Source organism: Streptomyces sp. NBC_00690, assembly GCF_036226685.1.
Taxonomy (GTDB): Bacteria; Actinomycetota; Actinomycetes; order Streptomycetales; family Streptomycetaceae; genus Streptomyces.
On sequence record NZ_CP109009.1, the window covers coordinates 8325022 to 8350968 of the forward strand.

Annotated in this window: 14 protein-coding genes; 4 read left to right on the forward strand and 10 right to left on the reverse strand. The window is 70.0% G+C overall.

Annotation, left to right across the window (positions count from 1 at the left end; translation table 11 throughout):
• Positions 1-129: 129 nt before the first annotated feature.
• Both OID54_RS35810 and OID54_RS35815 read left to right on the forward strand, forming a co-directional pair.
• Positions 130-4299 carry a SpoIIE family protein phosphatase gene (locus OID54_RS35810; RefSeq protein WP_329026581.1) on the forward strand — a complete coding sequence of 1390 codons (4170 nt, stop codon included), beginning with the start codon at positions 130-132 and terminating at the stop codon, positions 4297-4299.
• Complete coding sequence (locus tag OID54_RS35815; RefSeq protein WP_329026583.1) at positions 4299-4610, forward strand: STAS domain-containing protein; 312 nt, start codon at positions 4299-4301, stop codon at positions 4608-4610. The genes OID54_RS35810 and OID54_RS35815 overlap by 1 nt, the downstream gene beginning before the upstream one ends.
• Positions 4611-4647: 37 nt before the next feature.
• Here OID54_RS35815 and OID54_RS35820 read toward each other — a convergent pair whose 3' ends face one another.
• Complete coding sequence (locus OID54_RS35820; protein ID WP_329026585.1) at positions 4648-5142, reverse strand: SRPBCC family protein; 495 nt, start codon at positions 5140-5142, stop codon at positions 4648-4650.
• A 62-nt stretch (positions 5143-5204) separates the two neighbouring features.
• Between OID54_RS35820 and OID54_RS35825 the strand changes: the two genes are divergently transcribed.
• Positions 5205-5813: a TetR/AcrR family transcriptional regulator gene (locus OID54_RS35825; protein WP_329026587.1), complete on the forward strand. Its 609-nt coding sequence runs from the start codon at positions 5205-5207 to the stop codon at positions 5811-5813.
• A 528-nt stretch (positions 5814-6341) separates the two neighbouring features.
• Complete coding sequence (locus OID54_RS35830) at positions 6342-6857, forward strand: lytic polysaccharide monooxygenase auxiliary activity family 9 protein (protein ID WP_329026590.1); 516 nt, start codon at positions 6342-6344, stop codon at positions 6855-6857.
• Positions 6858-7228: 371 nt separating this feature from the next.
• Here OID54_RS35830 and OID54_RS35835 read toward each other — a convergent pair whose 3' ends face one another.
• From OID54_RS35835 to OID54_RS35875, 9 genes are all read right to left on the reverse strand, one after another.
• Positions 7229-8044 (reverse strand): alpha/beta fold hydrolase, encoded by an 816-nt coding sequence (locus OID54_RS35835; RefSeq protein WP_329026592.1) that lies wholly within the window; start codon positions 8042-8044, stop codon positions 7229-7231.
• Positions 8041-12648, reverse strand: a complete 4608-nt coding sequence (locus OID54_RS35840; protein ID WP_329026595.1) for a non-ribosomal peptide synthetase — start codon at positions 12646-12648, stop codon at positions 8041-8043. The genes OID54_RS35835 and OID54_RS35840 overlap by 4 nt, the downstream gene beginning before the upstream one ends.
• A 101-nt stretch (positions 12649-12749) precedes the next feature.
• Complete coding sequence (locus OID54_RS35845) at positions 12750-12974, reverse strand: MbtH family protein (protein WP_329026596.1); 225 nt, start codon at positions 12972-12974, stop codon at positions 12750-12752.
• A 128-nt stretch (positions 12975-13102) separates the two neighbouring features.
• Positions 13103-14839: an ABC transporter ATP-binding protein gene (locus OID54_RS35850; RefSeq protein WP_329026598.1), complete on the reverse strand. Its 1737-nt coding sequence runs from the start codon at positions 14837-14839 to the stop codon at positions 13103-13105.
• Entirely contained in the window at positions 14836-16770 is a 1935-nt protein-coding gene (locus tag OID54_RS35855) for an ABC transporter ATP-binding protein (protein ID WP_329026599.1), read from the reverse strand. Before OID54_RS35855 ends, OID54_RS35850 begins: the two co-directional genes overlap by 4 nt.
• Positions 16767-17993: an MFS transporter gene (locus tag OID54_RS35860; RefSeq protein ID WP_329026600.1), complete on the reverse strand. Its 1227-nt coding sequence runs from the start codon at positions 17991-17993 to the stop codon at positions 16767-16769. The genes OID54_RS35855 and OID54_RS35860 overlap by 4 nt, the downstream gene beginning before the upstream one ends.
• Positions 17994-18083: 90 nt before the next feature.
• Positions 18084-19103, reverse strand: coding sequence for an ABC transporter substrate-binding protein (locus tag OID54_RS35865; protein ID WP_329026602.1), 1020 nt, complete (start codon positions 19101-19103; stop codon positions 18084-18086).
• Positions 19104-19137: 34 nt separating this feature from the next.
• Positions 19138-19974, reverse strand: a complete 837-nt coding sequence (locus tag OID54_RS35870) for an SDR family NAD(P)-dependent oxidoreductase (protein ID WP_329026603.1) — start codon at positions 19972-19974, stop codon at positions 19138-19140.
• Complete coding sequence (locus OID54_RS35875) at positions 19961-25945, reverse strand: non-ribosomal peptide synthetase (RefSeq protein ID WP_329026605.1); 5985 nt, start codon at positions 25943-25945, stop codon at positions 19961-19963. The genes OID54_RS35870 and OID54_RS35875 overlap by 14 nt, the downstream gene beginning before the upstream one ends.
• Positions 25946-25947 lie beyond the last annotated feature (2 nt).

Here is a 25947-nt window from a genome sequence, read left to right on the forward strand (position 1 = left end):
GCCGAGACGAGGTGCGAGGGATCGAGCAGTGCGAAAGCGCGCACGGCACGGGTTGAAGTCGCCGTTTCCCGGTGCGGCCGAGGAGTCGAGTCGTCCGGGGGCTGGTCGGCGTGATCGAAGGGTTTCCCCATGGCGGGTTCCGAAGGCGCTGAGGGCGGGCTGCCGGCCACAGACGGAGCGGACGTGTTCGCCGCGGACGAGGAGGTCGGCAGGCACCTCGCCGTGGTCGACTGGGACGCCACTCCGCTCGGGCCGCCCGCCCAATGGCCGCAGAGCCTTCGGACGGCCGTGAGTATCCTGCTCTCCTCGCGGTTCTCGATGTGGATGGCCTGGGGACCCGAGCTCACGTTCTTCTGTAACGCCTCCTACCGTCGCGACACGCTGGACCAGAAGTACCCGTGGGCGTTGGGTCGACCCGCGAGCGAGGTGTGGGCCGAGATCTGGGGCGACATCGGCCCGCGCATCGACACCGTGCTGGCGACGGGGACGGCGACCTGGGACGAGGCGCTGCTGCTCTTCGTGGAACGGTCCGGGTTCACGGAGGAGAGCTACCACACGTTCTCCTACAGCCCCCTGCGCGATGACGCGGGCCATGTGGTGGGCATGCTGTGCGTGGTGAGCGAGGACACCGAGCGGGTCATCGGCGAGCGACGGATGGCGACCCTGCGGGACCTCGGCTCCGACCCCACCGTCGTACGCACCGAGCAGGAGGTGTTGGCCTTCTGCGGCCAGCAACTCGGGCACAATCCGCTGGACCTGCCCTTCACACTGACCTACCTCTTCGACGAGGGCGGCTCGGCGAGGCTCGCCGGTGCCACCGGAATGGCCGCCGGACACCCCGCGGCGCCGGCGGTGCTGTCGATCGACGACCCGGACGGGATGTGGCCGGCGGCGGCCCTGGCCGAGGGCGCGTCCGTGCTGATGTCCCTCGACAGCCCCTCCTTCGCCGAACTGCCGACCGGTGACTGGCCACAACCGCCCACGCAGGCACTGGTCGTGCCGCTGTTGCAGCAGGGAGGCAGGCCGTACGGCTTCGTCGTGGCCGCCTTGAACCGGTATCGACTCCTGGACGAGGGGTACCGGGGGTTCGTCGAACTGGTCGCAGGCCATGTCGCGGCAGGGGTCGCGAGCGCCCGCAGTTACGAGGCCCAGCAGCGACGGGCCGAGGAACTGGCCGAGCTGGACCGGGCGAAGACCGCCTTCTTCTCCAACGTCAGCCATGAGTTCCGCACCCCGCTCACCTTGATCATGGGCCCGCTGGAGCAGCTGCGCGGACGGTCGGCCGACGCCGATCCCGAAGTGCGCGAAGAGCTGGACGTGATGCACCGCAACGGGCTGCGCCTGGGCAAGCTCGTCAACACCCTCCTCGACTTCTCGCGCATCGAGGCCGGACGGATGCAGGCCAGGTACGAACCCGTGGACCTGGCGGCCGTCACCATCGAACTGGCCAGCGTCTTCAGTTCGGCGGTCGAGCAGGCCGGACTCGACTTCAAGGTCGACTGCCTGCCCCTGGACCAGCCGGTCTACATCGACGCCGAGATGTGGGAGAAGGTGGTGCTCAACCTGCTGAGCAACGCCCTCAAGTTCACGTTCGTCGGTTCGATCGATGTGGCCCTGCGGGCAGCGGACGGGGAAGCGGTGCTGACGGTCACGGACACCGGTATCGGTGTCCCGGCCCAGGAGATACCCCGACTGTTCGAGCGGTTCCACCGCATCGAGAACGCCCGCTCCCGCTCCAACGAGGGCAGCGGAATCGGACTTGCGCTGGTGCGGGAGCTCATCGGTCTGCACGGCGGCACCATCACCGCCGACAGCACCGAGGGCGAGGGCACCTGTTTCACCATCCGGTTGCCGTTCGGCTCCGAGCATCTGCCGTCCGACGCCCTCGCACCCGTCGGTGATACGCCTGGCGCATCGTCGACGGCGCACCCCTACATTCAGGAAGCCCTGCGCTGGCTACCCGCTGACCGGTCGGACGTGGCTCCCCGGGACATCCGGGACACGGACTCCGACCCGACGGCACCTCCCTCCACGCGGGCCGTTCCTGCGACGCTGCTCATCGCGGACGACAACGCCGACATGCGGGAGTACCTCGTACGGCTGCTGTCCGGAGCCGGCTACGAGGTCCGCGCCGTCAACGACGGTCAGGACGCGCTGGACGCCATCCGCCGCCAGGCCCCCGATCTGGTCGTCAGCGATGTGATGATGCCCAGGCTCGATGGGCTGGCCCTGGTGGCGGCGTTGCGCACCGACCCCCGCACCGCGTCCGTACCGGTCCTGCTGCTTTCCGCGCGTGCCGGTCAGGAAGCTTCCATCGAGGGCTTGCAGGCCGGGGCCGACGACTATCTGGTGAAGCCGTTCGCCGCCGCCGAACTGTTGGCGCGGGTCCGGGCGAACGTGGAACTGTCGCGCCTGCGCAGCCACCACGTCCGCTGGCGGACCGCACTGGTGGATTCGCTCCAGGAGGCGTTCTTCGTCTGTGACGAGGACGGCACGGTCATCGAGGTCAACACCGCCTTCGCCGACATCCTCGGCTATGGACCGGAGGGTCTGCCCTACGCGCCGATCCACCCGTGGTGGCCTGACGCGGCCCGCGATCCACAGGCCCATCGGCAGGTCACCGATGCCTTCGCCGGACTGCTCGGCCAGACCCAGGGCAGCTACACCATCCCCGTCACCCACCGCGACGGCCACCGGCTGTGGATCAGCGCCACGTTCAACGAGGCACAGGACCCCGACACCGGGCGCCGCGCGACCGTGGGCACCTTCCGGGACGTCACCGCCGAGCACTACGCCATCCAGCGCGAGAGCGCCCTCGCCTCCCTGAGCACGCTCCTGTCCCGGGCCACCAACCTTCCCGATGCGCTCGGTGGGGCACTGACCGAACTGAAGGGGCTGTGGCGTGCCCGCCATGTCGTGGCCGCCGTTTTTGACCGAGGGGACCGACCCACCCTCACCGCCACCGATCCGGCGGTCGGTTGGCAGCAACTGTCCGACGAGCGCCGCCGTACGCTCCATGAACTGAGCCAGCGGCCCCTGCTCACCCAGATCGCCGACCACACCGGGGCCGGCATCCTCCTGGAGCACCCCGACGGCCCGTTGGCGCTCTGGGTGGACCTCGGCGAGCACCGGCCGTTCACCAGCGAGGACCAACTGCTCCTGTCCCTGCTGGCAGGCCATCTGGCGCAGGGCCTGCACCGCGCGCACCAGATCGACCAGCAGCGCGAGACCGCCCTCGCACTCCAGCGCGCCATCCTTGGCCCGTCCAACCTTCCCGACGGCTTCGCCGTCCGCTACGAGCCCGCGACCCGACCGCTGGAGGTCGGCGGTGACTGGTACGACACGGTGTCACTGCCCGACGGCCGCATCGGCATCATCGTCGGCGACTGCGTCGGACGCGGACTGGCGGCAGCCGCGGTCATGGGGCAGTTGCGCAGTGCCTGCCGCGCCCTGCTCCTCCAGGACGCCAGTCCCGCCCGGACCCTGATGGCTCTGGACCACTTTGCCGCAGGGGTCCCTGGTGCACTGTGCACGACCGTGTTCTGTGGCGTGCTCGATCCCGAGTCGGGACGGCTGACCTACTCCAGCGCAGGGCACCCGCCGGGCATCCTCGCGCACTCCGACGGCACCACCAGGCTCCTGGACGGCGGTCGCTTTGCGCCGCTCGCCGTCAGGCCGGGCATCGAACGGCCCGAGGCGGAGTGCACCGTGCCCGCCCGTGCCACCCTGTTGCTCTACACCGACGGGCTGGTCGAACGCCGACGCAGGCCACTGACCGTGGGCATCGACCAGGCCGGTGAAGCGGTCCAGGACGGACGCGATGCCGCCGTCGAGGATCTGGCCACCCAGGTCATGGAGCGGCTCGCCCCGGCCGGTGGCTACGACGACGACGTCGCCCTCCTGCTGTACCGTCACCCCGCTCCGCTCGAAATGACCTTCCGCGCGGAGTCCGGCCAACTGGCGCCCGTGCGCAGGGCCCTGCGCAGTTGGCTGGACCAGTGCGACCTGCCGCCCCAGACCGTGCAGAACGTCCTGGTCGCCGCCGGTGAGGCGTGCGCCAACGCCATTGAGCACGGTCACCGCAACAGTCCGGGGAAGACGGTCCGGTTGCGGGCTGAAGCGCTCGTCAACGATCTGCGGCTGTCCGTCGCCGACAGCGGGCACTGGAAGACGCCGCAGCCCGAACTCAACGCTCACCGCGGTCGGGGCGTCACCCTGATGCGCGCGATGATGCAGCAGGTCACCATCACCCCCGGCCCGAGCGGCACCATCGTCGACATGTATACGAGGATCAGCTGATGACCACACCGCTCACCCTCGCCTCCGGACATCGGCCGGACGGAACGGCGGTCCTCAAGGCTGTCGGCGAGATCGACATGAGCAACACCGACGCCTTCGCCGCCGCGCTCGACGCCATTCCGGACCGGGTGGTCGTCGATCTCACCGAGGTCGAGTACCTCGACAGCGCAGGCTTGAGCGTCCTGTTCGCGCACGCCCACCGACTGGAACTCATCTCAGGCCCGTTGCTGGATCCCGTACTGACGTTCTCCGGACTCGCCGACCTGACCGTCGTCCACGGCCCCGAAGCGCCCCCTTCGGCCGGGAGCTGAGCCTGTCAGGATCGGGGTTACCGGGGTAGCGGCCAGCTCATCGGGTTCGGACCCGGCCGAGGCGCCGCAGCAGACGAACGTACGCATTCCATCGGGCCGGGCGCGCCACCGTGCCCGTACAGGCCAGTTCGGCGCGGTCGAGGCTGTCCTCAAGCAGTGCGTCGTGTAGGGGCCGCCACAGGGCCGGCCACGTCAGCCGGGCCGGGCCGTGGGTCCGCATGGCGAGCGTGTGTCGCAGCAGGGTGTTCCCGTCGTCGACAGGCAGAACCGTGAACTCATGGAATCCGTCGAAGCCGCGCGGCCCGCTGAAAGCGAACCGCACCCAGAGCGCGGGCACATGGGCTGCGACCGTGTATCGGATCGGTCCGTGGCCCCCGACAGCCCCGGTCGTCAGTGGACCGTCGAGCGTCATGCGCGGCCACGATCCGTGCGGCCAGAGCCGATCGTCGTCGCTCGCCAGGGCGTCGATCAGCGCGCCCACGTCCTCCTCCTTGGCGGACAGCAGTCGTTCGTGCACGTTGTAGACGCCCATTCGTCCTCCCGAGGCATTATTAGAGACTGCTCTCTAATATGGTGGAGGGTAGCCTCTCGACCATGGCCAGGCCACCCCGTTTCGACGTTGACCAGTTGCTCGACGCCGCCGTCCGAAGGGCCGCGGCGGCAGGTCCGGCAGGGGTGACCATGTCGGCCGTCGCCAAGGACGTGGGCGCGCCGAGCGGTTCGGTCTATCACCGCTTCCCCGGGCGGTCCGCGCTGCTCGCCGAGGTGTGGCTACGAACGGTGGAGGGCTTCCAGGAGGGATACCTCAAGGCCCTGGAAGCAGATGACGACCCTCGGCGTGCAGGGCGTGCCGCGGCCCGTCATGTCGTCGCCTGGAGTCGGGCGCATCCCGAGGAGGCCGCCCTCCTTCTCTACGGCGCGGAGGACTTCGGGCGGGCCGACTGGTCCGAAGAGCACGGAGATCGCGCGGACCGCGGCAATCGGCGCGTGCGTACCGCCCTCGCCGCCCTCGCGGTGACCCTGGGCGCCAAGGGTCCCGGCGCGGTCGAGTGCGTCGCGCTCGCCCTAGTCGATCTGCCGCTCTCACTGGTCCGTCGTCACCTCAGGGCCGGGGAGCCGCTGCCCCTCCATGCCGAGGAGCTCGCCGAGCAGTGCGCGACGGTGCTGCTCAGTGGCCTCCTCGCAGGGGAGATCTCTGCCTAGGTCTGGTCTTCGAGGTCTCGTTCCGGGTGGTGCCGGCAAGGCCGGGTTCGACCTTCCTGTGGGTGGGCCGCTCCGACGGGCTGACGTACGTGATGGACCGCATCGTGATCTTCTGTGGTGAAACCTGCTGCGACTCGAAGTAAATGTTCGAAGGTTGAATTTCGGCCAGATGTGGGGACGCGAGGCCGGAGTTGAGGATTCCGGGCTAGTGCAAGGAGATTCGGATGTTTGCCCAGGTCAACCAGGCTCGGTCCTTCAATGTTCTATTACCGGTTCGTCAGTTGACCCTGGGGGGCGTGGGGCTCAAGAAACGGCTTGGGTCGAGGGTGTGCCCAAGGATTGCTCTTGACCGTGAGCCGTCAAACGCTACGGTCTAGACCAAGCAACGACGGGATCGAGCCTACGTCGCGAGTACGGATGACAGACCCCCCACGGTCCGTCACCGGCTCGGACGGACGCGCTCCAACGCCGCTGCCCTGTCCCCTCCGTGCCCTGCACACGTGCAGGCCCCCCACAGAAGGAGCCGACATGAACGGAAAGAGGAAGATGGCCGTGGCCATCGGTGCGGGAATCGCCCCACTCCTCGCTCTCAGCCTGCCCGCCAGCAATGCGGGCGCGCACGGCTACATCAACTCACCTGCCAGCCGGCAGGCCCAGTGTGCCGCGAACACCGTCCCCTGCGGTGCCATCAAGTACGAGCCCCAGAGCGTGGAAGGACCCAAGGGGCTCACCAGCTGTAGCGGTGGGAACGCCGGATTCTCCGAGCTCGACAACGACGGCAAGGGATGGAAGGTCTCGCCCGTCGGCAAGTCGACCAGCTTCACCTGGCGGCTGACGGCGCGCCACGCCACCAGCACCTGGCAGTACTACGTCGGCGGTCGGAAGATCGCGGAGTTCAACGACGGCGGTGCACGGCCCGGCGCGTCGGTCACCCACCAGGTGAACTTCGGCTCGCTGAGCGGCAAGCAGAAGGTGCTCGCGGTGTGGAACATCGCCGACACCCCGATGGCCTTCTACAACTGCGTCGACGTCGACGTGCGCTGACGCAGGTCCCGGGTGGCGTTGGACGCCCTTCGTCCACGCCACCCGAAACCCACATCCCTCCAGGGAGAAGCGGCACGGTCAGGTGCTCCAGCTGACAACTCGCCGCCCGGTTCCCGGACCTGATGAGCCGCAGGTTCGGGAACCGCACCCGATGGAAGGCGCCAACCGATCGACTCCGGGTGAAGCCAGGCCACCGGGCCGGATCCCGTCAGCTCCCCGGTCCGACACCTCGATGCCACCCGCAGGCGCTTTGGTGCAGAGCACCGAAGCACCCGCAGGCCGCATCGGATCAAGGCGTCACCCGAGGGGGGAAAGCGATCGCTCGGGCGCACCTGGAAAAGTTCCGCCCGAGCGATCGCGCCCCACAGCCCTCACGGTGCCGTCAAGAACTCCACGAGCAGTCGATTCACCTCGGCGGGTCGCTCCAGGTACCCGAAGTGACCGGCGTCGGCCACCACTTCCAGCCGGGCGCCGGGAATGACCTGCGCCATCTCCTCACCCAGGTACGGCGGGGACAGCCTGTCATCCGCGAACGAGACCACCAAGGTCGGTGCGGTGATGGCGGCGAATGCGCTCACACTCGGCGGGAACCCCGTGAGCGCCGCGGCGAACTGCGCTCGGACCCCCGCCGAAGGCGTAGCCGGTGCCATGCCCAGGATGGCGAGCCAGTCCTCCGCCTCGATCTCCTCCCGCAGGCTCGCCGGCGATAGGTTCGCCAGTGCGCCGAGTGCCGCCCGCACCTCCGCGGGGAGGACCACGCCATGGTCGTGCAGGGCGATCTGGGCCAGCGAGAACGCTGAGAGCGCCGCGTCTGTGCGTCCACGGGTTGCCAGCACGGCCAGTCGTCTCACCAGGTCGGGCCGGGTCAGCGCCAGATGTTGGGCCACCCGTGCACCCAGGGATGTCCCCACCACATGGGCCGGACCCCCGGCCACCTTCTCCACCAGGCCCGCGAGATCGTCCCTCAGGTCGTCCAGGGTGAACCCCTCCGGGCCGGCAGAGCTGCCACCCACCCCACGGGCATCGAAGACGATCACCCGCAACCCCGCGGCCACCAGCGCGGGCACCTGATGGGCACGCCACACCCGCCCCGGCGAACCCGCCCCCATGACCAGCACGACGGGTTCCCCGCTGCCGAACTCCTCGTACGCCAGGGTGATTCCACCGAGGTCGATGGTCTGCGTCATGCGCCCGTCCTCTCATTCTCCGCGACGGCGACGGCCAGCGCATCGAGCGCCCCCCGCCACAGCGCGGCCAGATCATGGATGTCCCCTGCGTCACAGATGCCGGGGTCGTACCGCCACAACGCCTCCACCACCGGGCCGTCCGGCCCCGGATGGACGGCGCAGATGAGCTCCAGCGGATACGGTTGGGCCGCATCCGGCTCGCTGTCCTGCGGGAAGACCTCCCGCAGTGCGTCGTCGACCACCAGCGTCCACGGGCGGTCATCATCAACCGCGACGACCTGGTCCAAACGGCCGAGATAGCTGAAGAACACCTCGGCCGGTACCGCCACCTCCGCACCGAGCAGACCGTGGTCGAACCCGCCATGGGGTACGGCTGCCAACTCCTGCGCCACCTTCCGCAACAACGCGAGCGCGGCTTCGCGATCCGCCCGCGCACCCTCGGGCGTCAGCCGCCCGTCTACGCCTGCGTCCAGCACGACGGGGTGGAACACATTGAACCAACCCACCGTCCGAGAGCTGTCGACGGTGCCGTCCACGAAGGGACCGACCAGGTCGTCCCGCCGTCCGTGTCCCTCCCGCACCACGGTCAGTCCACTGTCCACAGGATGCCCGTGGCGTTCCCGCCAACCTGCCTCCGCGAGTGCCACCGCCGAGAGCAGCGCCCCCTCAGGAGTGGTCAACGCCGAACGCAACAGTGCCGCCGTCGTGGTCGCGTCCACCGTCACCCGGTGGGACACCAACCGCCCGCGGGTGTGCACGCCCGGATCGGCGACCCGACGCGCAAGCCTCGGTGCCCGCTCGTACTCCCGTGCCACGCCTTCCCAGTGCGGCAGTTGGTCGCGTAGCTCGGCCCCGGCTGCCCGAGCGGCCAGCGCCCGGGACCACTCCACCATGGTCGTGTGCTCCGTGAGCAGCGTGCCCTGGTCGGAGCCGTGGCAGGCCGCAAGGTCCTCCAGCAGGACGTGCCAGGACACGATGTCCACCACCGCATGGTGAACGGCGAGGAACAACCGCCCCACCCCGGTCTCCGTCTCCCGTAGGAACGCGCCCACCATCATCGCGCCGTTGGCGGGATCGAGCCGCTCCCAGACGCGGTGCGCGCTCTCCAGGACGGTCTGCGGAGTCAGTCGTGGATGCTCCTCCACCACCAGTACTTCGGGCACGGCGCCGGGTGCCGTGGCGAGCAGGGCGAGCCGCCCGTCCGCCTCCCGTACGGTCCGCGCCGACAGTTGTGGATGCGCCGCGCGCAGCCGCTCCAGCACACGCGTGAGCTCGTCCGCGGTGATCCCCCCGGGCAGGGAGATCAACTGGGACTGGGCGAAACGACGGTAGGAGCCCAGCCCTTGCATCCAATCCAGTGCCGGAGTGCGCACCCGGGCGGGCTCCGTGTCTTTGCCGGCCGCGGCTGCGACTGCTTCCGGCTCCCGGGCGGCGGTCACCGCCCGCGCCAGTTCGGCCGCGGTGCGGTGCACCGCGATCTGCCGCGGGGTGCAGTTCAGCCCGGCCCGCCGCAGTTCGCCCACGAGCGTGATGGTGGCGATGCTGTCCATCCCACGGTGGAACATGTCGTCGTCGACACCCAGATGTGGCTCGTCGAGCAGGGCCCGCGCCGCCGTGAGCACCGTACGCTCTGCATCGCTCGCCGGTGGCCGGGAGGCGTCAGAGGACTCCCCGCCCCCCGACGGCCGCGGCAGGGCCCTCAGGTCCACCTTGCTGTTGACCGTCAGCGGGATCGCGTCCAACTCCACCCAGCGGGCCGGCACCATGTAGTGCGGAATGCGCCGGGCCAGGTCCTCCCGAAGGTCCACCTGATCCAAACGCACGCCCGTGGCCCGTACCTCCTCGGTCGCCACCACATACGCGACCAGGACGCGACCCTGGGCTCCCGACTGCGCCACGACCACCGCCCGGGACACATCGGGCCGAGTCTCCAGTGCGGCGACGATCTCCGCGAGCTCGATCCGATAGCCGCGGATCTTCACCTGGTCATCCGCCCGGCCGAGGAACACCAACCGGCCCGCCGCATTGCGTCGGACCACGTCCCCGGTGCGGTAGAGACGCTCCCCGGTGACCGGGTCTGGTACGAAGCGCTCCGCGGTGAGCGCCGACCGGGCCTGGTAGCCGCGCGCCACCTGTAGGCCGCCGAGGTACAACTCCCCGCGCACTCCGAGCGGCACCGGCCGCAGATCCGGGCCGAGTACCTGGGCCGATGACCCCGGTGCGGCGCTGCCGATCTGTGGCTCCTCACCGGCGACGACGAACGCGTTGACCGCCTCCACGGTGATCTCGGTCGGACCGTAGAAGTTGTGCACCCTGGTGCCCTGGAGCCCGGCCAGCACATCCCAGACGCTGCGCGGGATGTCCTCGCCGCCCAGTGCCAGGATGGCCAGCGGGCATCGATCACCCTCGATCAAACCTGCCTCGGCCAGCCGGCCCAGCATCGACGGCGAGGTGTCCAGCATGTCCACCCGGTGTTCGTGGATCTTGCCCACCAGCCGGTTTGGATCGCGCTGGTCCTCCTCGTCGAAGAGGACCACGGTGTGGCCGCTGAGCAGGGCGAGTTGTGGTTGCCAACTCGCGTCGAAGGCGAACGACCAGCCGTGCCCCACCCGCAGCACCTGTTCGGTGTCGCCGATGACCGGCCCGTAGATCTCCTCCCGATGCGCTGCCAGCAGCGCCAGCAGCCCTCCGTGAGTGGCGATGACCCCCTTCGGCTCTCCGGTGGAGCCCGAGGTGAACACCGTGTGCACCGCCTGGTCGGCGGCCGTGGTGCCCATCAGCCGTTCGGTGCCCTGTGCACCGACGGCGGGAGCCGACGACCCCGTCGAGCAGCGTTCGCCCGCCCACCAGTCCGCTGCACCCGGCTCGGCGATGAGCACGCGGGTGCCCGCCAGTTCGACGATGGTGGTGTTGCGGTCCTGCGGAGCGGAGAGATCGAGGGGTACGAGGGTGCCCCCGGCCTTCAGCACCCCGAGGAGGGCGACGAAGAACTCCTTGGTGCGCGGCAGCGCCACCGCGACCCGGCTCTCCGGCCCGACGCCGAGGGCGCGCAATCGGTGTGCGACGGCGTTGGACCAGCGGTCCAAGGTGCCGTAGTCGAGCTCCCCCGTGGCATCGATGACGGCCGTACGCCGGGGATGCCGATCAGCGGCCTGCTCGAAGGCGCGATGCACGCCGTGGTCGGCCGGCCGATCCTGCTGGGGCGGTGCGGTGGGCCCGCCGGCGAGCGCCCTCAGTTCCGACGCCTCCTGGGGCAACAGGACGTCCAGATCGCGGTGCGTACGCCCTGGGTCGCGAGCGATCTCCTGCACCAGATGCAGGAACCGTTCCGCGAGACGTCCGGCGTCCAGCCCGCCGAGCAGGGCGTCGACGTGGTCGACGTTGACGTACAGCCGATCGTCGAGGAGGAAGGGGACCACCGTCAGCGGATAGTGGGTGTAGCTGTCCATCAGGACTGGCGCCATCTTCACACCGTCGCCGAGGTCCAGGGTGTCCCGTGCCGTTCCCTTCGGTGTGTTGTGGAAGATCATCATGGTGTCGAAGAGGTCGCCCGCGCCGGCTTCGCGCTGGATCTCGCTCAAACCCACATAACCGTGGGCGCGTTGCTCCGCCGCGTCCTTCTGGACGCGTCGGCACAGTGCGTCGAGCGGTTCGTCCGGCCGGAGCGAGATGCGCGCGGGGACCGTGTTGATGAACAGTCCGATGGATGACTCGATGCCGGGCACCTCTTCCGGTCGGCCCGAGACCGTCACCCCGAAGGTCGTGTCCGCCCGGCCGGTCAGCCGGTGCAGCAGCACCGCCCAGGCCACCTGGGCGACCGTGTTGACCGTGAGGTTGAGGGACCTCACTCGGGCGAGCAGTGCATCGAGCGCCGGCCCCTCCAGGGAGCGCATGGTCAGCCGGGGCAGCGGAGCCACACCCGGAGGCGCCGTACTCGCGACCACCGTCGGCTCGTCCACACCGGAGAGCATCTCCCGCCACCGGCGCAACGAACCCTGTCGGTCTTGCCGTTGCAGCCAGCCGATGTACTCGGGATACGCGGGGGAGGGCGTCACGGGCTCCCGACCGCCCTCCTCGTAGCGATCCGCGAGCTCCCGCCAGAACAGCGGCACGGACCAGCCGTCGAGCACGATGTGGTGGAAGACCACCAACAGCCGGTGGTGATCGGGGCCCAGTCTGGCCAGGGTGGCCCGCAGGGGCGGCCCCTCCACCAGGTCGAAGGGCTCGTACTGGGCGGTGTGGACATGGGCCTGGAACTCCTGGGCGGTCATCTCCACCTCCCGCCAGGGGAAGTCGACGACCGCCGGCACCAGTTGCACCGGATGCGGCAACCCCTCGTCCCAGAACCGTGCGAGCAGATGCGGATGGCGGGCCAGTACCGCGGTGAGGGCGCGCCGCAGCCGTGCGGTGTCCAACGGCCCGTGGAAGTCGGTCAGTACGGCGATGGAGTAGATGTCCGCCGCCCCGCCGGAATCCGGCCCCTCGGCGTTGCCGGGAGGGCGCGCCGGAGCGTTGTGGAGCATCCTGTTGAGTGAGTACAGCCCCCGTTGGAGGGGGCCGAGTGCCAGGACTTGGGCGATGTCCTGCTTGCCGCTGGGGGCCACCGGGTGTTCCTCACCTCTCGCTGACGATCGGTCGTTCATGGGTAGGCGCGCGTTCTCGGACGACGGCCGGCCGCGATCGTGCCGCGGCCGGCCCGGACGGTTCAGTGCGCGGCGTCGGCGGCCATCGCCTCACGCAGGCTCAGCGGACGCATGTCGGTCCAGTTCTCCTCGATGTACTGGAGCACCTCGGCGCGGGACGCCTCGCCGAAGACGGTCCGCCAGCCGGGCGGCACCTCGCGGAAGGCGGGCCACAGGGCGTACTGCTCCTCCTCGTTGACCACCGCGTAGAAACGGCCGTTCTCGTCGTCGAAGGGGTTCGTGGACATATCTGGATCTCTCCCTGAGGTCTGAGCGGTGTGAATAGTGCGGGCAGTGTGAATAGTGCGGGCGGTGTGAGTCGTGGCACGGCTCGTGGGCCCCGCACGGTGGCAGTGGGGTCGGGTGGGGCGGTGGGTCAGTGGGGCGTGAGCTTCCAGGCGTCGGCCTGTTCGCGGAGCTCCACGAAGCGGCGGTAGGTGCCGTCGTGCGCGAGCAGTTGGGTGTGGGTGCCCGACTCGGTCACCCGTCCCTCGTCGAGGACGATGATGTGGTCGGCGCTGCGGACCGTCTGGAGCCGATGGGCCACCACGAGGACCGTGCGGTCCTCGGCGAGTTGGGCGATGGCCTGCTGCACCAGCCGCTCGTTCTCCGCGTCGAGCGAGGAGGTCACCTCGTCGAGCAGGACGATCGGAGCGTCCTTGAGCAGGGCTCGGGCGATCGACACCCGCTGCTTCTCGCCCCCGGACAGGGTGGATCCGCCCTCGCCGACCCTGGTCTGCCAGCCGTCGGGCAACCGGTGGACGATCTCGTCCACCCGTGCGAGCCGCGCCACCCGTTCCAACTCCTCCCGGGTGGCTCCCGGCTTCGCCAGCAGGATGTTGTTCTCGATGGTGTCCTCGAACAGATACGGATCCTGGGACACCAGGGACAGTTGCCGCATCAGCGCCTCGGTGCCCAGTTCCCGGATGTCCCGACCGCCCACGAGCACCGTGCCCGCGCCGGGGTCGAGGTCGTAAAACCGGGCGATCAGCGAGAGGACGGTGGACTTGCCCGCTCCGGAGGGCCCCACCAGCGCGGTCAGCGTGCCCGGTTCGGCGCTGAACGACAGCGAGCGCAGTACGGGCCGCTCGGGCTCATAGCCGAAGGTCACCTCACGGAACTCGACCGTCGGTTCGCCCATCGCTGCGGGGGTCTGCGGCTCCGGCAGCGGTTCCAGGGAGAGTACCTCCTGGAACCTGCGCATCCCGACCGCCGCGATCCGTAGCCCACCGGCGACCTCCGCCACCGCCGTGAGCGGCTCCACGAACCGTACCGCGAGGACCATCACCGCCAGCAGGACCGCGATGTCGGCGTCCCGGGCGAGGGACAGGTGCACCACCAGGGCCAGCACCACCGTCAGCACCGTCTGGAGGGCGAGGAACAAGGGTGCGCTCGCCGCGGAGTTGCCGAGGACCATGCGGCGGGCCTGCGCGTCCTGTTCGGCGAAGGCCGCACCCAGGGGGCTGCTCTCGTCCAGCGTACGGCCGTAGGCGCGCAGCACCGGCTGCTGTGTGGCGTACTCCAGGACCTGAGCCGACGCCCGGTTGGTGCCTGTTTCCCAATCGTTTTCGACGCGTTCGATCACGCGCAGGTACAGCCGGTAGGCGAGCAGCGGCAACGGAGCGCCGAGCAGCAGGGCCAGACCGATCTCCCACCGCACGACGAGGGTGACCGCGATGATCGTCGCCGGGGTCGCGAAGGCCGTGATGACCGGGGCGATCAAATGCGCGGGTGCGGTGGCCACGTCGATGGCGGTCTTGGTGACCAGCCGGTTGACGTTGGCGGAGCGGCCGGCGCCGAACCAGCCGAGGGGGATGGTGGTCAGCGTCTCGCCCAACCGGGTGTGCAGCAGCCGCAGCAACCGGCTGGACAACTCGCCCGAGCGCAGATGGTTGCGCAGGATCAGCAGATGATGGGCGATGACCAGGGCGGCGAGGATGCCAGCCCAGGTCCAGGTGCGGTCCCAGTCCTCGGTGAAGACGGCGCCCAGCAGGGGGATGAGGGTGGCGCCGGCCAGTCCTTGCAGGACGGCCGCAACGGTGATCCTCAGCAGCAGGGCGCGCAGTTGGCGCCGCCCGGTGTCGTCGAGGAGGGTATGCAGATCGCGGATCATCGTGGTGCGGGTCCTTCCCGGCTGTCGCTGCGGTCGTCATGGCCGGTGCTCGGGTCGGGCGTCGTGGCCGAGGACTCCGGCAAGGCGTCCGACCCGCCGGGTTCGCCACCGGTGTGGGCGGCCCACAGCGCCGGGTAGAGGCCGCCGCCCGCGAGGAGTTCGTCATGGGTTCCCCGAGCCGCGATCCGACCGCCGTCGAGGACGACGATGGAGTCGGCGTGGCGCACGGTGTGCAACCGGTGTGCCACCACCAACACCGTCTTGTCGGCGGCGAGTGCGTTCAGCGCCTGCTGGATGCTGGCCTCGCTGTCGGGGTCGACGGCCGACGTCGCCTCGTCGAGGATGAGAACGGGCCGGTCGGCCAGGATCGCCCGGGCGATCGCGATGCGCTGGCACTCGCCGCCCGACAGGGTGGCGTCCGTACCGACGACGGAATCCAGCCCCTTGGGGAGCCGTTCGATGACGTCCGCGATGTGTGCGGAGCGGGCCGCCCGCATCACGTCCTCGTCGCTCGCGTCGGGGCGGGCGAGCCGAATGTTGTCCCGCAGGGACACCCGGAGCGGTGTGGTGTCCTGGAAGACGAAACCGACATGCCCGTACAGGTCGGCGAAGGGCAGTCGGCGCAGATCGGTGCCGTCGACGGTGACCCGGCCGGACACCGGGTCGTGGAAGCGCGCCAGGAGCTTCGCCAGTGTCGACTTGCCGGAGCCGGACGGGCCGACCAGCGCCGTCATCGTGCCGGGTGCGAGCGTGAGGTCGATGCCGCGCAGCGCGGCGGTCTCGCCGTAGGAGAAGTCCACCGCCTCGAAGCGGACGGTCGATCCCTCGGCGGGCAGGCGCGGGCCGTGCGGCACCGAAGGCAACTCGGGCTCGGCGAGGATCTGCCGGACCCGGTCAGCGGCGCCCCGGGCGGCCAGCAGTGCGTGATAGTTGAAGCCCACGGCGAGGACGGGCGCTGGGATGGCCAGCCCCAGCACAATGAACGGCAGCAACTCCAACGGCCCTTCGAGCCAGCCGGCCCGCAGTAGCGCGGCGCCGGCCGCTGTCGTCGTCAGCAGCAGGGTCATCGGGGAGAGGGCGATCTCCATGAAGGTGGCGCCCGCGGAACTCGACCGCATCCATGCGTAGTGCCTGCCGTCGAAGTCGTCGGCAGCCTCCCGATACGCCTCATGGGCGCGCCCGATGGTGCCGAACGACTTCACCTCCGTGATGCCGTCGACGAACCCCACGGTCACCGAGCCCAGTCGGCCGAGCGAGCCCGCGTACTCCACCAACTTCTCCGTGGTGCCCCGGGTGGCGATCTTGAGTCCGAGCATTCCCGCACACACCGGCAGCAGGGTGACGACCGTCATCAGCGGGTCACTCAGCAGCAGATAGCCGAGAATGGTGGCGGGCACGACGATCGCCGTGGTCAGTTCGGTGACCGAGTGCGCCACCAGGTGGTGGAGCGCCCCGACATCATCCTGTACGGCCTTCTTCACCAGTCCGGAGTTGCGTTCGGTGAACCAGCCCAGCGGCACCCGGCCGAGCCTGCGCACCACTGCCCTGCGTACCGAGGAACCCAGGCGTACATCCGCCAGATGGGAGACGGTCGATGCGGCGAGCATCAGCACCAGGCGCAGGGCGAGCGCACCCGCGGCGATCCACGCCGCGGTCCATGCGGCGCCCTCGTCCACGGTGCCGCCGGTCACCTTGGGCAGGAGCACCCCGGCGAGCTCCACCAGACAGATCAGCGGTACGACGCCCGCGAAGGCGGCGACGGCGGCGAGGGCCGCGCTGGTGGTGAGCGGTCCGCGCACCGGGCGAAGGAGTGCCCCGAGGGTCGCCGGGGCGTCGGCGGGTGCGGTCGGGGCGGCAGTCGGTGGGCATTCCGCGGTCGGGGTCTCGGATGCGGGGGCGGGGGTGTCCACGCCGGTGGTCGTCGGGCTCACTGGGGCGCTCCTTGCTTGTGGTCGGCGCCACGGGGTACGGCGGTGGGGGACGACGGCTGTCGGAAGGCGAGGGTGATCAGCCCCAGCGCCAGTACGGAGGTCACGGCCGTTGCGACGGGGAGCCAGCCGGCGCCGACCCGGGAGACGATGACCCCGCCGAGCGCCCCGCCGAGGGCGATCCCGAGGTAGCCGAAGCTCGTGTTGAAGGCCAGCGCCTGGGCGGTGAGATCACCGGCCACCTGGTGCAGACGGGTTTGGACGGCCGGCGAGCTGAGGTAGGCCAGGGCACCCCACAGGGCGACCAGGGGCAGGAAGAGCGCCAGGGAGACCGGGCGGATCCACCACAGCGCGGCCAGGGCGAGCACCACGACGATGAACAGGCCGAGACCGAGCCGGATGGTGCGGTCGGCGCCGAGCCGGTCGGTGGCGTACCCACCGGCGAAGACTCCCACCGTGCCGGCGATCCCGAGGACGGAGAAGACCAGGCTCCGCACCCCGTCACCGGCGGTGAGGACTCCTTGGAGATAGGGGACCAGATAGGTCAGCAGCATGATCGAGCCCATGATGGCCAGCCCGCCGCCGGTGAGGGCGAGCAGGATCGGCCGCGCTGACAGCGCACGGAGCTGTTGCTTCAGCGGCAGCGGGACCGACGGCTCGGTCGCGGGCAGGAAGAAGGCCACGAGCAGCAGACTCACCGCGCCGAGGCCCGCCATCGTGCCGAAGGTGGCCTGCCAGTTGAGGCTGGTGCCGATCCAACTGCCCAGCGGGACTCCGAAGGCGATGGAGCCGGTGACTCCGATCGCCAGGACCGACAGATATCGGCCGCGGCGCTCCGGGGGAGCCAACTCGGCGGTGCTGGCGAAGATCAGTGGGGTCGCCGCCGCGGCGGCCAGGGCCGCTGCGATCCGCAACCCCACCATCACCGCGTACGAGTCGACCGCGGTCGCGGCCAGATTGGCGGCGGTGAACACGGCCAGGGCGGTCAGCACCACCGCGCGCCGCGCGACATGGGACAGCAACAGTCCGGCCAGGGGTGTGACGAGTGCGATCGTCAGCGAGAACACCGTGACGAGCTGACCGGCGACTGCCTCGGAGACCGAGAGCCCCGCTGCCAGCTCGGGGAGTATCCCCGCGATCACATGATCGTCCGTGTAGAACGTGAATATCGACAGGAACAACGCGATGAGCCATAGCGGCACCGCGGTTCCTTTCCCCTCTGCCACCACTTCTCCTGACCGGTATGGGTTGTGCGGGAACTGCTCGGACGGGTCGTGGTGCCCCGGCCCCACGCCGGGGCACCACGAGATCGAGGACTACTTCTTCGTCTCCGACAGATAGGTCTGCCAGACCTTCTGGACGTTCGCCTGCGAGGTGAGCTCACCCTGCCCGGAGGCGAGGTTGTTCAGGTCGTACGCGGAGGCGTAGAAGGCGAATCCGGACATGCCGTACCAGATGTCGGCGTCCGGGATGACGACCTTCCCCTTGAGCTTGGCGAAGGTCGGCTTCTTCTGGAGCGCCGCCGGGTCGTAGTAGGCGCCCTTGGGGATCACGATCAGCTTGGCGTCCTGCTCGGGCAGGAACTCCGACGACAGCGGCACCGAGTAGCCCTTGACCTCGCGCTGTTGGAACGCCGGCCGGGTGAATCCGGCCTCCTTGATGAGGGTGGAGATGGGTACGTGCGGAGGCATGGTGAAGTCGTTCTGCCCGAAGGAGTTGCCGAGCAGGGACAGCGTCTCGTCGCCCTTGGCCGCCTTGTTGGCGTCCGCCGGCTTCTTCAGGAGCGCCTCGGTCGCCGCGATCTGCCGCTTGCCGATCTCCTCCTGACCGAAGTAGCCCGCGGTCTTGGTGACGATGTCGCGCCAGGTGCCCTCGATGGGGAGGACGACCGTGGGCGCCAGCTTGGTGAGCTTCTGGTAGCCGACACCCGTCGGCCCGGCCGCTCCGGTACCGACCAGCAGATCGGGGGCGTCCGCGGCGAGCTTCTCGATGGAGGGGACCGTTCCCACCGTCACGTCACGCAGTTCGACGCCCTCGGCCTTCAGGATCTCCTGACCGCGCGGCTGGGCGCTCGCCTTGTAGACGATCTTGGGCTTGATGCCGAGGGACACCAGGGTGAGCCCGGCGACCTCGTCCAGCGCCACCACGGACTTCGGTGCGGTCGGTATGGACAGGGTGCCGACGGCATGGGTGATGGTCCGGGTCTTCTTCTCAGCCGCGACCGTACTCTTGGCCTTGGTGCCTTCCGCGTTGTCTTTCTCCGATGACGTTCCGCAGCCGCCGAGGAGCAGCGGTGCCACCAGGGCCGCTGCGACAAGGACACGACGCTTTCTCATGGTTCTTCTTCTTTCGCTGTTTCTTCTCTTTGTCCTACGCTCGCGCGCCGGCATTACCGAGCATTCGGTTCACCTGTTGCGCGAGCGCCCTCGGCAACCGGGACACCGCGGCGATGAACACCTTGTTGCGGAACCCGGGAAGCGAGAACGTCTTTCCCCTCGCGATGTCCGCGAGACACCGGTCGACCACGGTGTGCGGCGTGAGCCACCACCCGTCGCCGACCGAATGCACGTCGATACCGGCCCGTGCGTGGAACTCGGTGCGGACGAACCCCGGGGCGAGGACCATCACCCGGGTGTTGGTCCCCCGCAGGGCATGGCTCAAGCCCTGTGAGAAGTACAGGACCCACGCCTTGGAAGCGGCGTAGGTCGACCCCCGGCCCGGTATCAGACCGGTGATGGAGGAGAGGTTGACGACCGTTCCGCCGTTGCGCTCCAGCATCACGGCGACTGCGGCGTGGGTGAACTCCTGGGTACTGCACACGTTGACCGCGAGTTGGTCGCCCAACTCGTCCCGGTCCACGGACCAGAAGGAACCCGAGAGCCCGAACCCGGCCGCGTTCACCAGGAAGTCGACACCCTCCTCGATGCGTTCCGCGACGACCCGGCGATCGGCGGCGGACGCCAGGTCCGCCGGCAGCACCTCGCAGCGGGTGCCGTACCGACCCGTCACCTCATCGGCGACTGCGGACAGCCGGTCCTTGTCCCGGGCGACCAGGACGAGGGAGTACCCCTGCCCGGCGAGCCGGTCGGCGAAGGCGGCGCCCAGACCGGAGCTCGCCCCGGTGATCACGGCGTACCGCTCGGCACCCGATCCGGGAACCCGTACATACGCACCCCGTGACGTGGTGGGCGGTTCACTGTTCGTCATCGCCCTCGCCCTCCAGATAGGCGTCCAGTTCGTCCTCGCTCAACTCGGCGACCTCCCGGTAGAGGCCGGCGATCTCCTCCAGCCGTCCGCCCGCCGCCTCGGTGCCGCGCAGCAGGGCCGCGAACTCGCCGGCGCTGCGCGTGGAGAAGACACCTCCGGGTCTGATCCGGGCGCCGGGAAGGATCTCCCGCAGGTCCAGCACCACGCGCGACACGATGAGCGAGTCACCGCCGAGGAGGAAGAAGTTGTCGTCGGGCCGAACCTGATCCACTTCCAGATGACGGCCCCACACATCGCACACCAGCCACTCCAGCGCACTGGTGGGCGCCTTCTGGGCCTGGTCCGTCCGCTGGACGTCCTCGCTGTCCGTCCCCGCCGGTTGATCGTGTTCGCTCTCGTACGCACGGAGCAGCGCCGCGCGGTCCACTTTGCCGTTGCGGCTGGTGGGCAGGGTGTCGACCACGATCAACCGATGGGGTCGCAGCGCGGGCGCAAGCCCGGTCATGGTCTGCTCCCGTACCGTCTGCGGATCGACTCCCTCGTCGAGCACCACGAAGGCGACCAGTGCGCGGAAGGTGCCGGGTACGGTTCCCGGCACCGGAAGCACCGCCGAACGACGCACCCCGGCCAGGCCGTTGAGGAAGGCGGTCACCTCACCGGGCTCCACCCGGTGCCCACGGATCTGCACCTGCTCGTCGGCGCGCCCGATGAACTCGATGAGCCCGTCACGGAAGCGTCCGAGGTCACCGGTGCCGAAGAAGACCTCACCGGTGTGGGGATCGATCCGGTGCCGATCCCTGGAGATCCCGTCCGCGGTGAGATAGCCGGGGGTCACACCCACTCCGGCGACGACCAACTCCCCGCTCGCCCAGGCGGGTCGGTCCCGGAAGTCGGCGTCGACGACGCGGTAGTACGTCCGGGGGATCGGCCGGCCGTAGGGCACGGTCGTCCAGGCGGAGCCGACGGAGTCCGGGCCGTCCACCACATGGGCGATGTTCCAGCCGGTGGTCTCCGTGGGACCGCCGATGCTCACCGGTCGCACCGAGGGCGCAGCCGCCCGCAACCGGTCCAGCAGCGGCAACGGCACCCAGTCGCCGCCGGTCAGGACCCACCGCAGGGACGGCAGACCGGTTGCGCCGGCGCCACCGACGCCGTCGAGCAGCATCTCCACCACCGCGGGTGCCGCACACACCGCGGTGACCGAGTGGCGCTCGACCGTACGCGCCCACTCCTGTGCATCCGCCGCGCAGCCGCGTCCGGCCAGGACGACCGTGCCACCGGCACCGAGCACCACGAACAGATCGAACAGCGAGAGGTCGTGATGGAGCGAGGCCACCGCCAGCGAGGTGTCGTCCTCGGTGAGACCGAAGTGCTCGATGGTGTGTTCCACACAGTTGGCGAGCCCATCGAGGGTGATCGGCACGCCCTTGGGTTCACCGGTGGAACCCGAGGTGAACAGGACGTACGCCCAGGAGGAGCCGTCCCGGTCGAGCGGTTGATCGGGCCAGGGTGCCCGCCAGGGGAGCCCGGGCGCGCCCGGCACGAGGGGTGAGACGTCGATGCAGCTCACTCCCGGCCAGCCGCCTTCCGGGGCGAGTGCACGGGTCTGGGAGTCCGTCACCATGACCCGGACCCCTGCCTGCCGCACCACGGTGGCGATCCGCTCGGGCGGCAACTCCGCGTCGATCGGCAGATAGGCCCGGCCCGCTTCCAGCACACCGAGGCAGGCCGCGTACTGCCGCCAACCGCGTTCCACCAGGACCGCCACCGGTTCATCGCTCGTCCCGGTGCTGCCGGCGAGCGCATCGGCCACGGCCAGGGCGACCGTACGGCTCGCCGCTGCTAGCTCACCGCGGTTCAGGGCGGTGTCGCCGTCCACCAGCGCGGGGGCGTCCGCGTCGCGCAGGGCGTGTTCCCGGATCACTGTGTGCGGCCACACGCCCCGAGCCGTACGGTCCGGGCCTTCGCCGCGCTCCCGGGCCACGGTCTCGGTGACCGCGGCCACCGGGGTGTCGGACCAGGAGGCCGTCGAGTCCCCAAGGGCCTCCAACTGGCCCACGAGCAGCCGGAACACCCCGTTCACCACGGTCGGCGGGAACAACTCCTCCACCACGTCCCAGTTGAGCACCAGGGCCCCGTCGCGCTCGCGCAGCAGCAGGTCCATCCACACCTGGGGGGTCTGACTGAGCGCATAGGTCTCCCGCAGGCGACCGTCGAAGATCGCGTCCACACCGTCGCCGACGCCGAGCTCGCTCGTCATCACCACGGGTGCCAGGGCCTCCGTGACGCCGCCGTTGCGGCGGATGAGCTCCCGGGTGACGTCCATCCCGCTGAAGTGGCGGTGCTCAAGATCGCTGAGCAGACGCCGTTGGACGCGTGACGCCAACTCGTCGAAGGTCCCGACCCCGCCGGTGTCGACCTCCAGCAGGGTGAAGGAAGCGAACTCGCCGACGATGTCGTCGATGCGGGGGTGCACCGGATGACGGCTCATGCTCGGCACGTTGAGCAGGAACCGGGGCTCGTCCGCCCACTGGGCGAGGGCCCAGGCATAGGCACTGAGCACGACCGCGGTCGGGGTGAGCCCCCGATGGGCGGCATCCGCACATATGCGCGCCCATCGCTCGGGGGCGATGAGGTGGCGTCGATTGACGAAGACCGGTGCGGCCACGCCTGCCGGCTCTCGAACCATCGGCAAGCGGGGCCCTGCGGGCAGCGTCTCGACCCGCTTCCGCCAATACTCGGCCGCACGCCGGAACTCAGGCTGCTCGCGCAGCCGCGCCACCGCCGCCACGTAGTCCCGGAACGTGGGTGCGTCAGGAACGGGAGCCAACCGGCCGCGCAGCGCGGCTGACCAGTCGTCGAAGATGACCTGAATGCCGCGGGCATCCGCCAACAGCGCGTCGATGCTGACGCACATCCGCAGCCCGCGTCCCGGCAGCCGCACGAACACCACACTGAACAGGGGGAAGAGACCCGGTGGCCGGCTCTCGTGGGACAGCCGGTCCCGGACCGCGGCGGCGGCGCCCGGATCGTCCACCGCGTCGATGACCTCACAGACGTACGGCGGGACCTCCTCGACCGGCAGCACGCGCTGGGTCATGGTCTGCTCGTCGAAGACCGTCCGCAGCATGTCGTGCTGGGCGATCAACTGCCGCAGTGCGTCCTGTACCGCGACGATGGAGATGCCGGAGATACCGGCGCCCGGGCCGAGCTCCGCGCCTGGAGCCGCCTCCACGCCCTGGTACTCCAAGTACAGATGGCAGGCCACACCTCCGCCCTCGATGTCGCCGCCGCGCCCGATCAGATACGCCTGCTGCTGGTCGAGGAGGTCGAACGGCTCGTACCGGTCCTGCGGCCGGGGTCGTAGCGCCGGTTCCTCGCCCGAGGCGGCGGGGACCGCGACCCGGGAGGCGACCAGTGCGGCGAGTGCGTCGAAGCGCGAGTGTTCGGCGACATCGGGCACGTTCAGCCGGATGCCCAGCCGTTGCCGCACCGCGGAGACGACCTTGATCGCCGTGAGGGAACTCCCGCCGACCTGGAAGAAGTCATCCTCGTCGGCCACCTCGCCGACGCCGAGCACCTCCGCCCAGATGGCAGCCAACTCGGCCTGGGCGCCAACCCGGTCATCGACCGGTGCTGCCTCGGACACCGCGGTGTGGTCGGGGAGCGCGGCCTTGTCCACCTTGCCGCTGGGCGTCAGCGGCAAGGCGGCGAGCAGGACCACCGAAGACGGCACCATGTAGTCGGGCAGGCTCTCGCCGAGCCGCTGTCGCAACCGGGCGGTGAGACCGTCCTCGGCGGTGCCGCGCGGTACGACGTACGCCACGAGGACATTGGCGCCGGACGGGTCGCGTCGGGTGACCGTCGCCGCGTTGGCCACCTCCGCCTGGTCCAGGAGGCGCGCGGTGACCTCGTCCGGCTCGACCCGATGGCCACGGATCTTCGTCTGGGCGTCGGCGCGCGTCACATACGCGAGTGCGCCGTCGGGCAGCAGCCGCACCAGATCACCCGTCCGGTACATCCGGGCACCGGGAGCACCGAAGGGGTCGGCAACGAACCGTTCCGCGGTCAGCCCCGGTCGGCGCAGATAGCCACGGGACAACTGCGGTGCCGCCGCGTACAGTTCGCCGATCGTGCCGGGCTCGACCGGACGCATCTGAGGGTCGAGGACGTACGCACGACAGGTGTCCAGCAGCGGGCCGAGGGCGACCGGACCCTTGGCGTGGCCACGGCCGCGCTGGGGCAGCGGATAGGCCGTGATGACATGGGTCTCGGTCGGACCGTAGTGGTTGTGCAGCGTGGTGCGCGGATGTGCTTCGAGGAAGCGGTCGATCCAGTCGTTCATCACCAGTGGCTCGCCCGACTGGTAGACGTGACGCAGCGCCGGGAGCACCGTTCCCGTCTCACCGGCCGCTCGGCACATTTCCTGGAGCATCACTTGCGGACAGAAGAACTCGGTGATCTTCCGGCGGGCCATCAGTGCGACGAGTGCTTCGGGGTCGGTGCGCTCCTCGTCGCGCGGCAGCACCAGGCACTTGCCTGCGGCCAACGCGGTCAGGATCTCCTGGCTCGCCACATCGAAGTTCAGGCTCGCGAACTGGAGGACCCGCGGCTCGTCCTCCGCCGTGGCGGTGCGGGTGTGCCAGTCCACCAGGTTGCCGATGGCACCGACCGTGTGCACCACCGCCTTGGGCGTGCCCGTGGAGCCGGAGGTGTAGAGGACGTACAAGGCGTCGTCGGCGCAGGTCCCGGCCCAGTCCGGGTCGGCCGAGAGCCCGTCGGCACTGGCGATGTCGATCGCCTCGGTGGGCTGCGTATCCGTGTACGGGGTGAGGGTCGTCGCATTGCCGATCACGGTGTCCACACCGGAATCCGCTGCCATGAAGGCCAGCCGCTGACGCGGATAGGCCACGTCCAGCGGCAGATAGGCCCCGCCCACCCGCAACACGGCGACGATCGCCGCGATCGCGTCGAGCGAACGCGGCAGGGCGATGCCGACCGTGCTGCCCCGGCCGCACCCGTGCTTGCGCAGCAGCCGGGCGATCGCGGCCGAACGTTCGTCCAGCGCCCGGTAGTCGACCACCGATTCCCCCACGAGCACCGCGGGAGCATCGGGGGTGCGGACGAACTGCCGGGCGATGCGCTCCGGCAAGGTGACGGTGTCAGGCGCGGGCGCGCGCTCGCCCCGGACCAGCCGGTCCACGAACAGCTCGACATCGGCGGGAGCGATCGACCGCACATCGTGGTCGACCACGACCTGACCGTCCGGGCACCACTCGACCGCGAGCGGATAGGCGTGCCGCGGGTCCTCGCTGTGTTCGACGATCCGCACCTCGACCTGCGGCCCGGCGGCGTCCACCGGTAGACCCCACACCCAGGAGCGGTCGAGCAGCAGGGAGCCCCCCACCACGTCCGGGGTCCCTGTCACCGCGACCTCGGAGCCCAGCGCTGTACGCACCTCGCCCGGGCTCACCGCCGGCATCAACTCCTTGAGCCAGGCCCCCACCTCCGAGCGGGGCACCCCCGCCGACGGTGTGACCCGAATGCCGCGCCGCCGTGGATAGCGGGCGGCAACCCCTTCATGGCGGTCGTGCACCGCGGGGGAGGGAAGCACATCGGCAAGGGCTCCGTCCGGCAGCCCCACCCGGGCACAGAACTCCCGTGCGACCTCGTACGGCACCGAGGTACGGCCCTCGGCGCGCGGGGCCGCCACCGAGACGAGGTGCAGCGCGCCCCGGCCGTCCTCGGGCGCGGGCAGCACGACCACGCGCAGTGTCCAATCGCCGTCCCCGGCGAGGACTCCGTGCCACTGCGCGGCCTGGACCTCGCGGAACGCGGCGAGCGCGGCGGCCTCCCCGCGATCGGAGAGGTCCACCACCTCTGCTGTGCCGGGTGAAGTGTCCGGCCCGGCCGCATCCACCCACCGGTGTGCGGGCACGGCGCCTCGCACCCGCAGCACGACATGTGCCATCG

Excerpts from the sequence above, each read along its gene's own strand:
- OID54_RS35835 (WP_329026592.1), bottom strand. The coding sequence starts at position 8,044 with ATGACGCAGACCATCGACCTCGGTGGAATCACCCTGGCGTACGAGGAG.
- OID54_RS35830 (WP_329026590.1), top strand. The coding sequence starts at position 6,342 with ATGAACGGAAAGAGGAAGATGGCCGTGGCCATCGGTGCGGGAATCGCC.
- OID54_RS35820 (WP_329026585.1), bottom strand. The coding sequence starts at position 5,142 with ATGGGCGTCTACAACGTGCACGAACGACTGCTGTCCGCCAAGGAGGAG.
- OID54_RS35825 (WP_329026587.1), top strand. The coding sequence starts at position 5,205 with ATGGCCAGGCCACCCCGTTTCGACGTTGACCAGTTGCTCGACGCCGCC.
- OID54_RS35865 (WP_329026602.1), bottom strand. The coding sequence starts at position 19,103 with ATGAGAAAGCGTCGTGTCCTTGTCGCAGCGGCCCTGGTGGCACCGCTG.
- OID54_RS35870 (WP_329026603.1), bottom strand. The coding sequence starts at position 19,974 with ATGACGAACAGTGAACCGCCCACCACGTCACGGGGTGCGTATGTACGG.
- OID54_RS35875 (WP_329026605.1), bottom strand. The coding sequence starts at position 25,945 with ATGGCACATGTCGTGCTGCGGGTGCGAGGCGCCGTGCCCGCACACCGG.
- OID54_RS35810 (WP_329026581.1), top strand. The coding sequence starts at position 130 with ATGGCGGGTTCCGAAGGCGCTGAGGGCGGGCTGCCGGCCACAGACGGA.
- OID54_RS35815 (WP_329026583.1), top strand. The coding sequence starts at position 4,299 with ATGACCACACCGCTCACCCTCGCCTCCGGACATCGGCCGGACGGAACG.
- OID54_RS35850 (WP_329026598.1), bottom strand. The coding sequence starts at position 14,839 with ATGATCCGCGATCTGCATACCCTCCTCGACGACACCGGGCGGCGCCAA.
- OID54_RS35845 (WP_329026596.1), bottom strand. The coding sequence starts at position 12,974 with ATGTCCACGAACCCCTTCGACGACGAGAACGGCCGTTTCTACGCGGTG.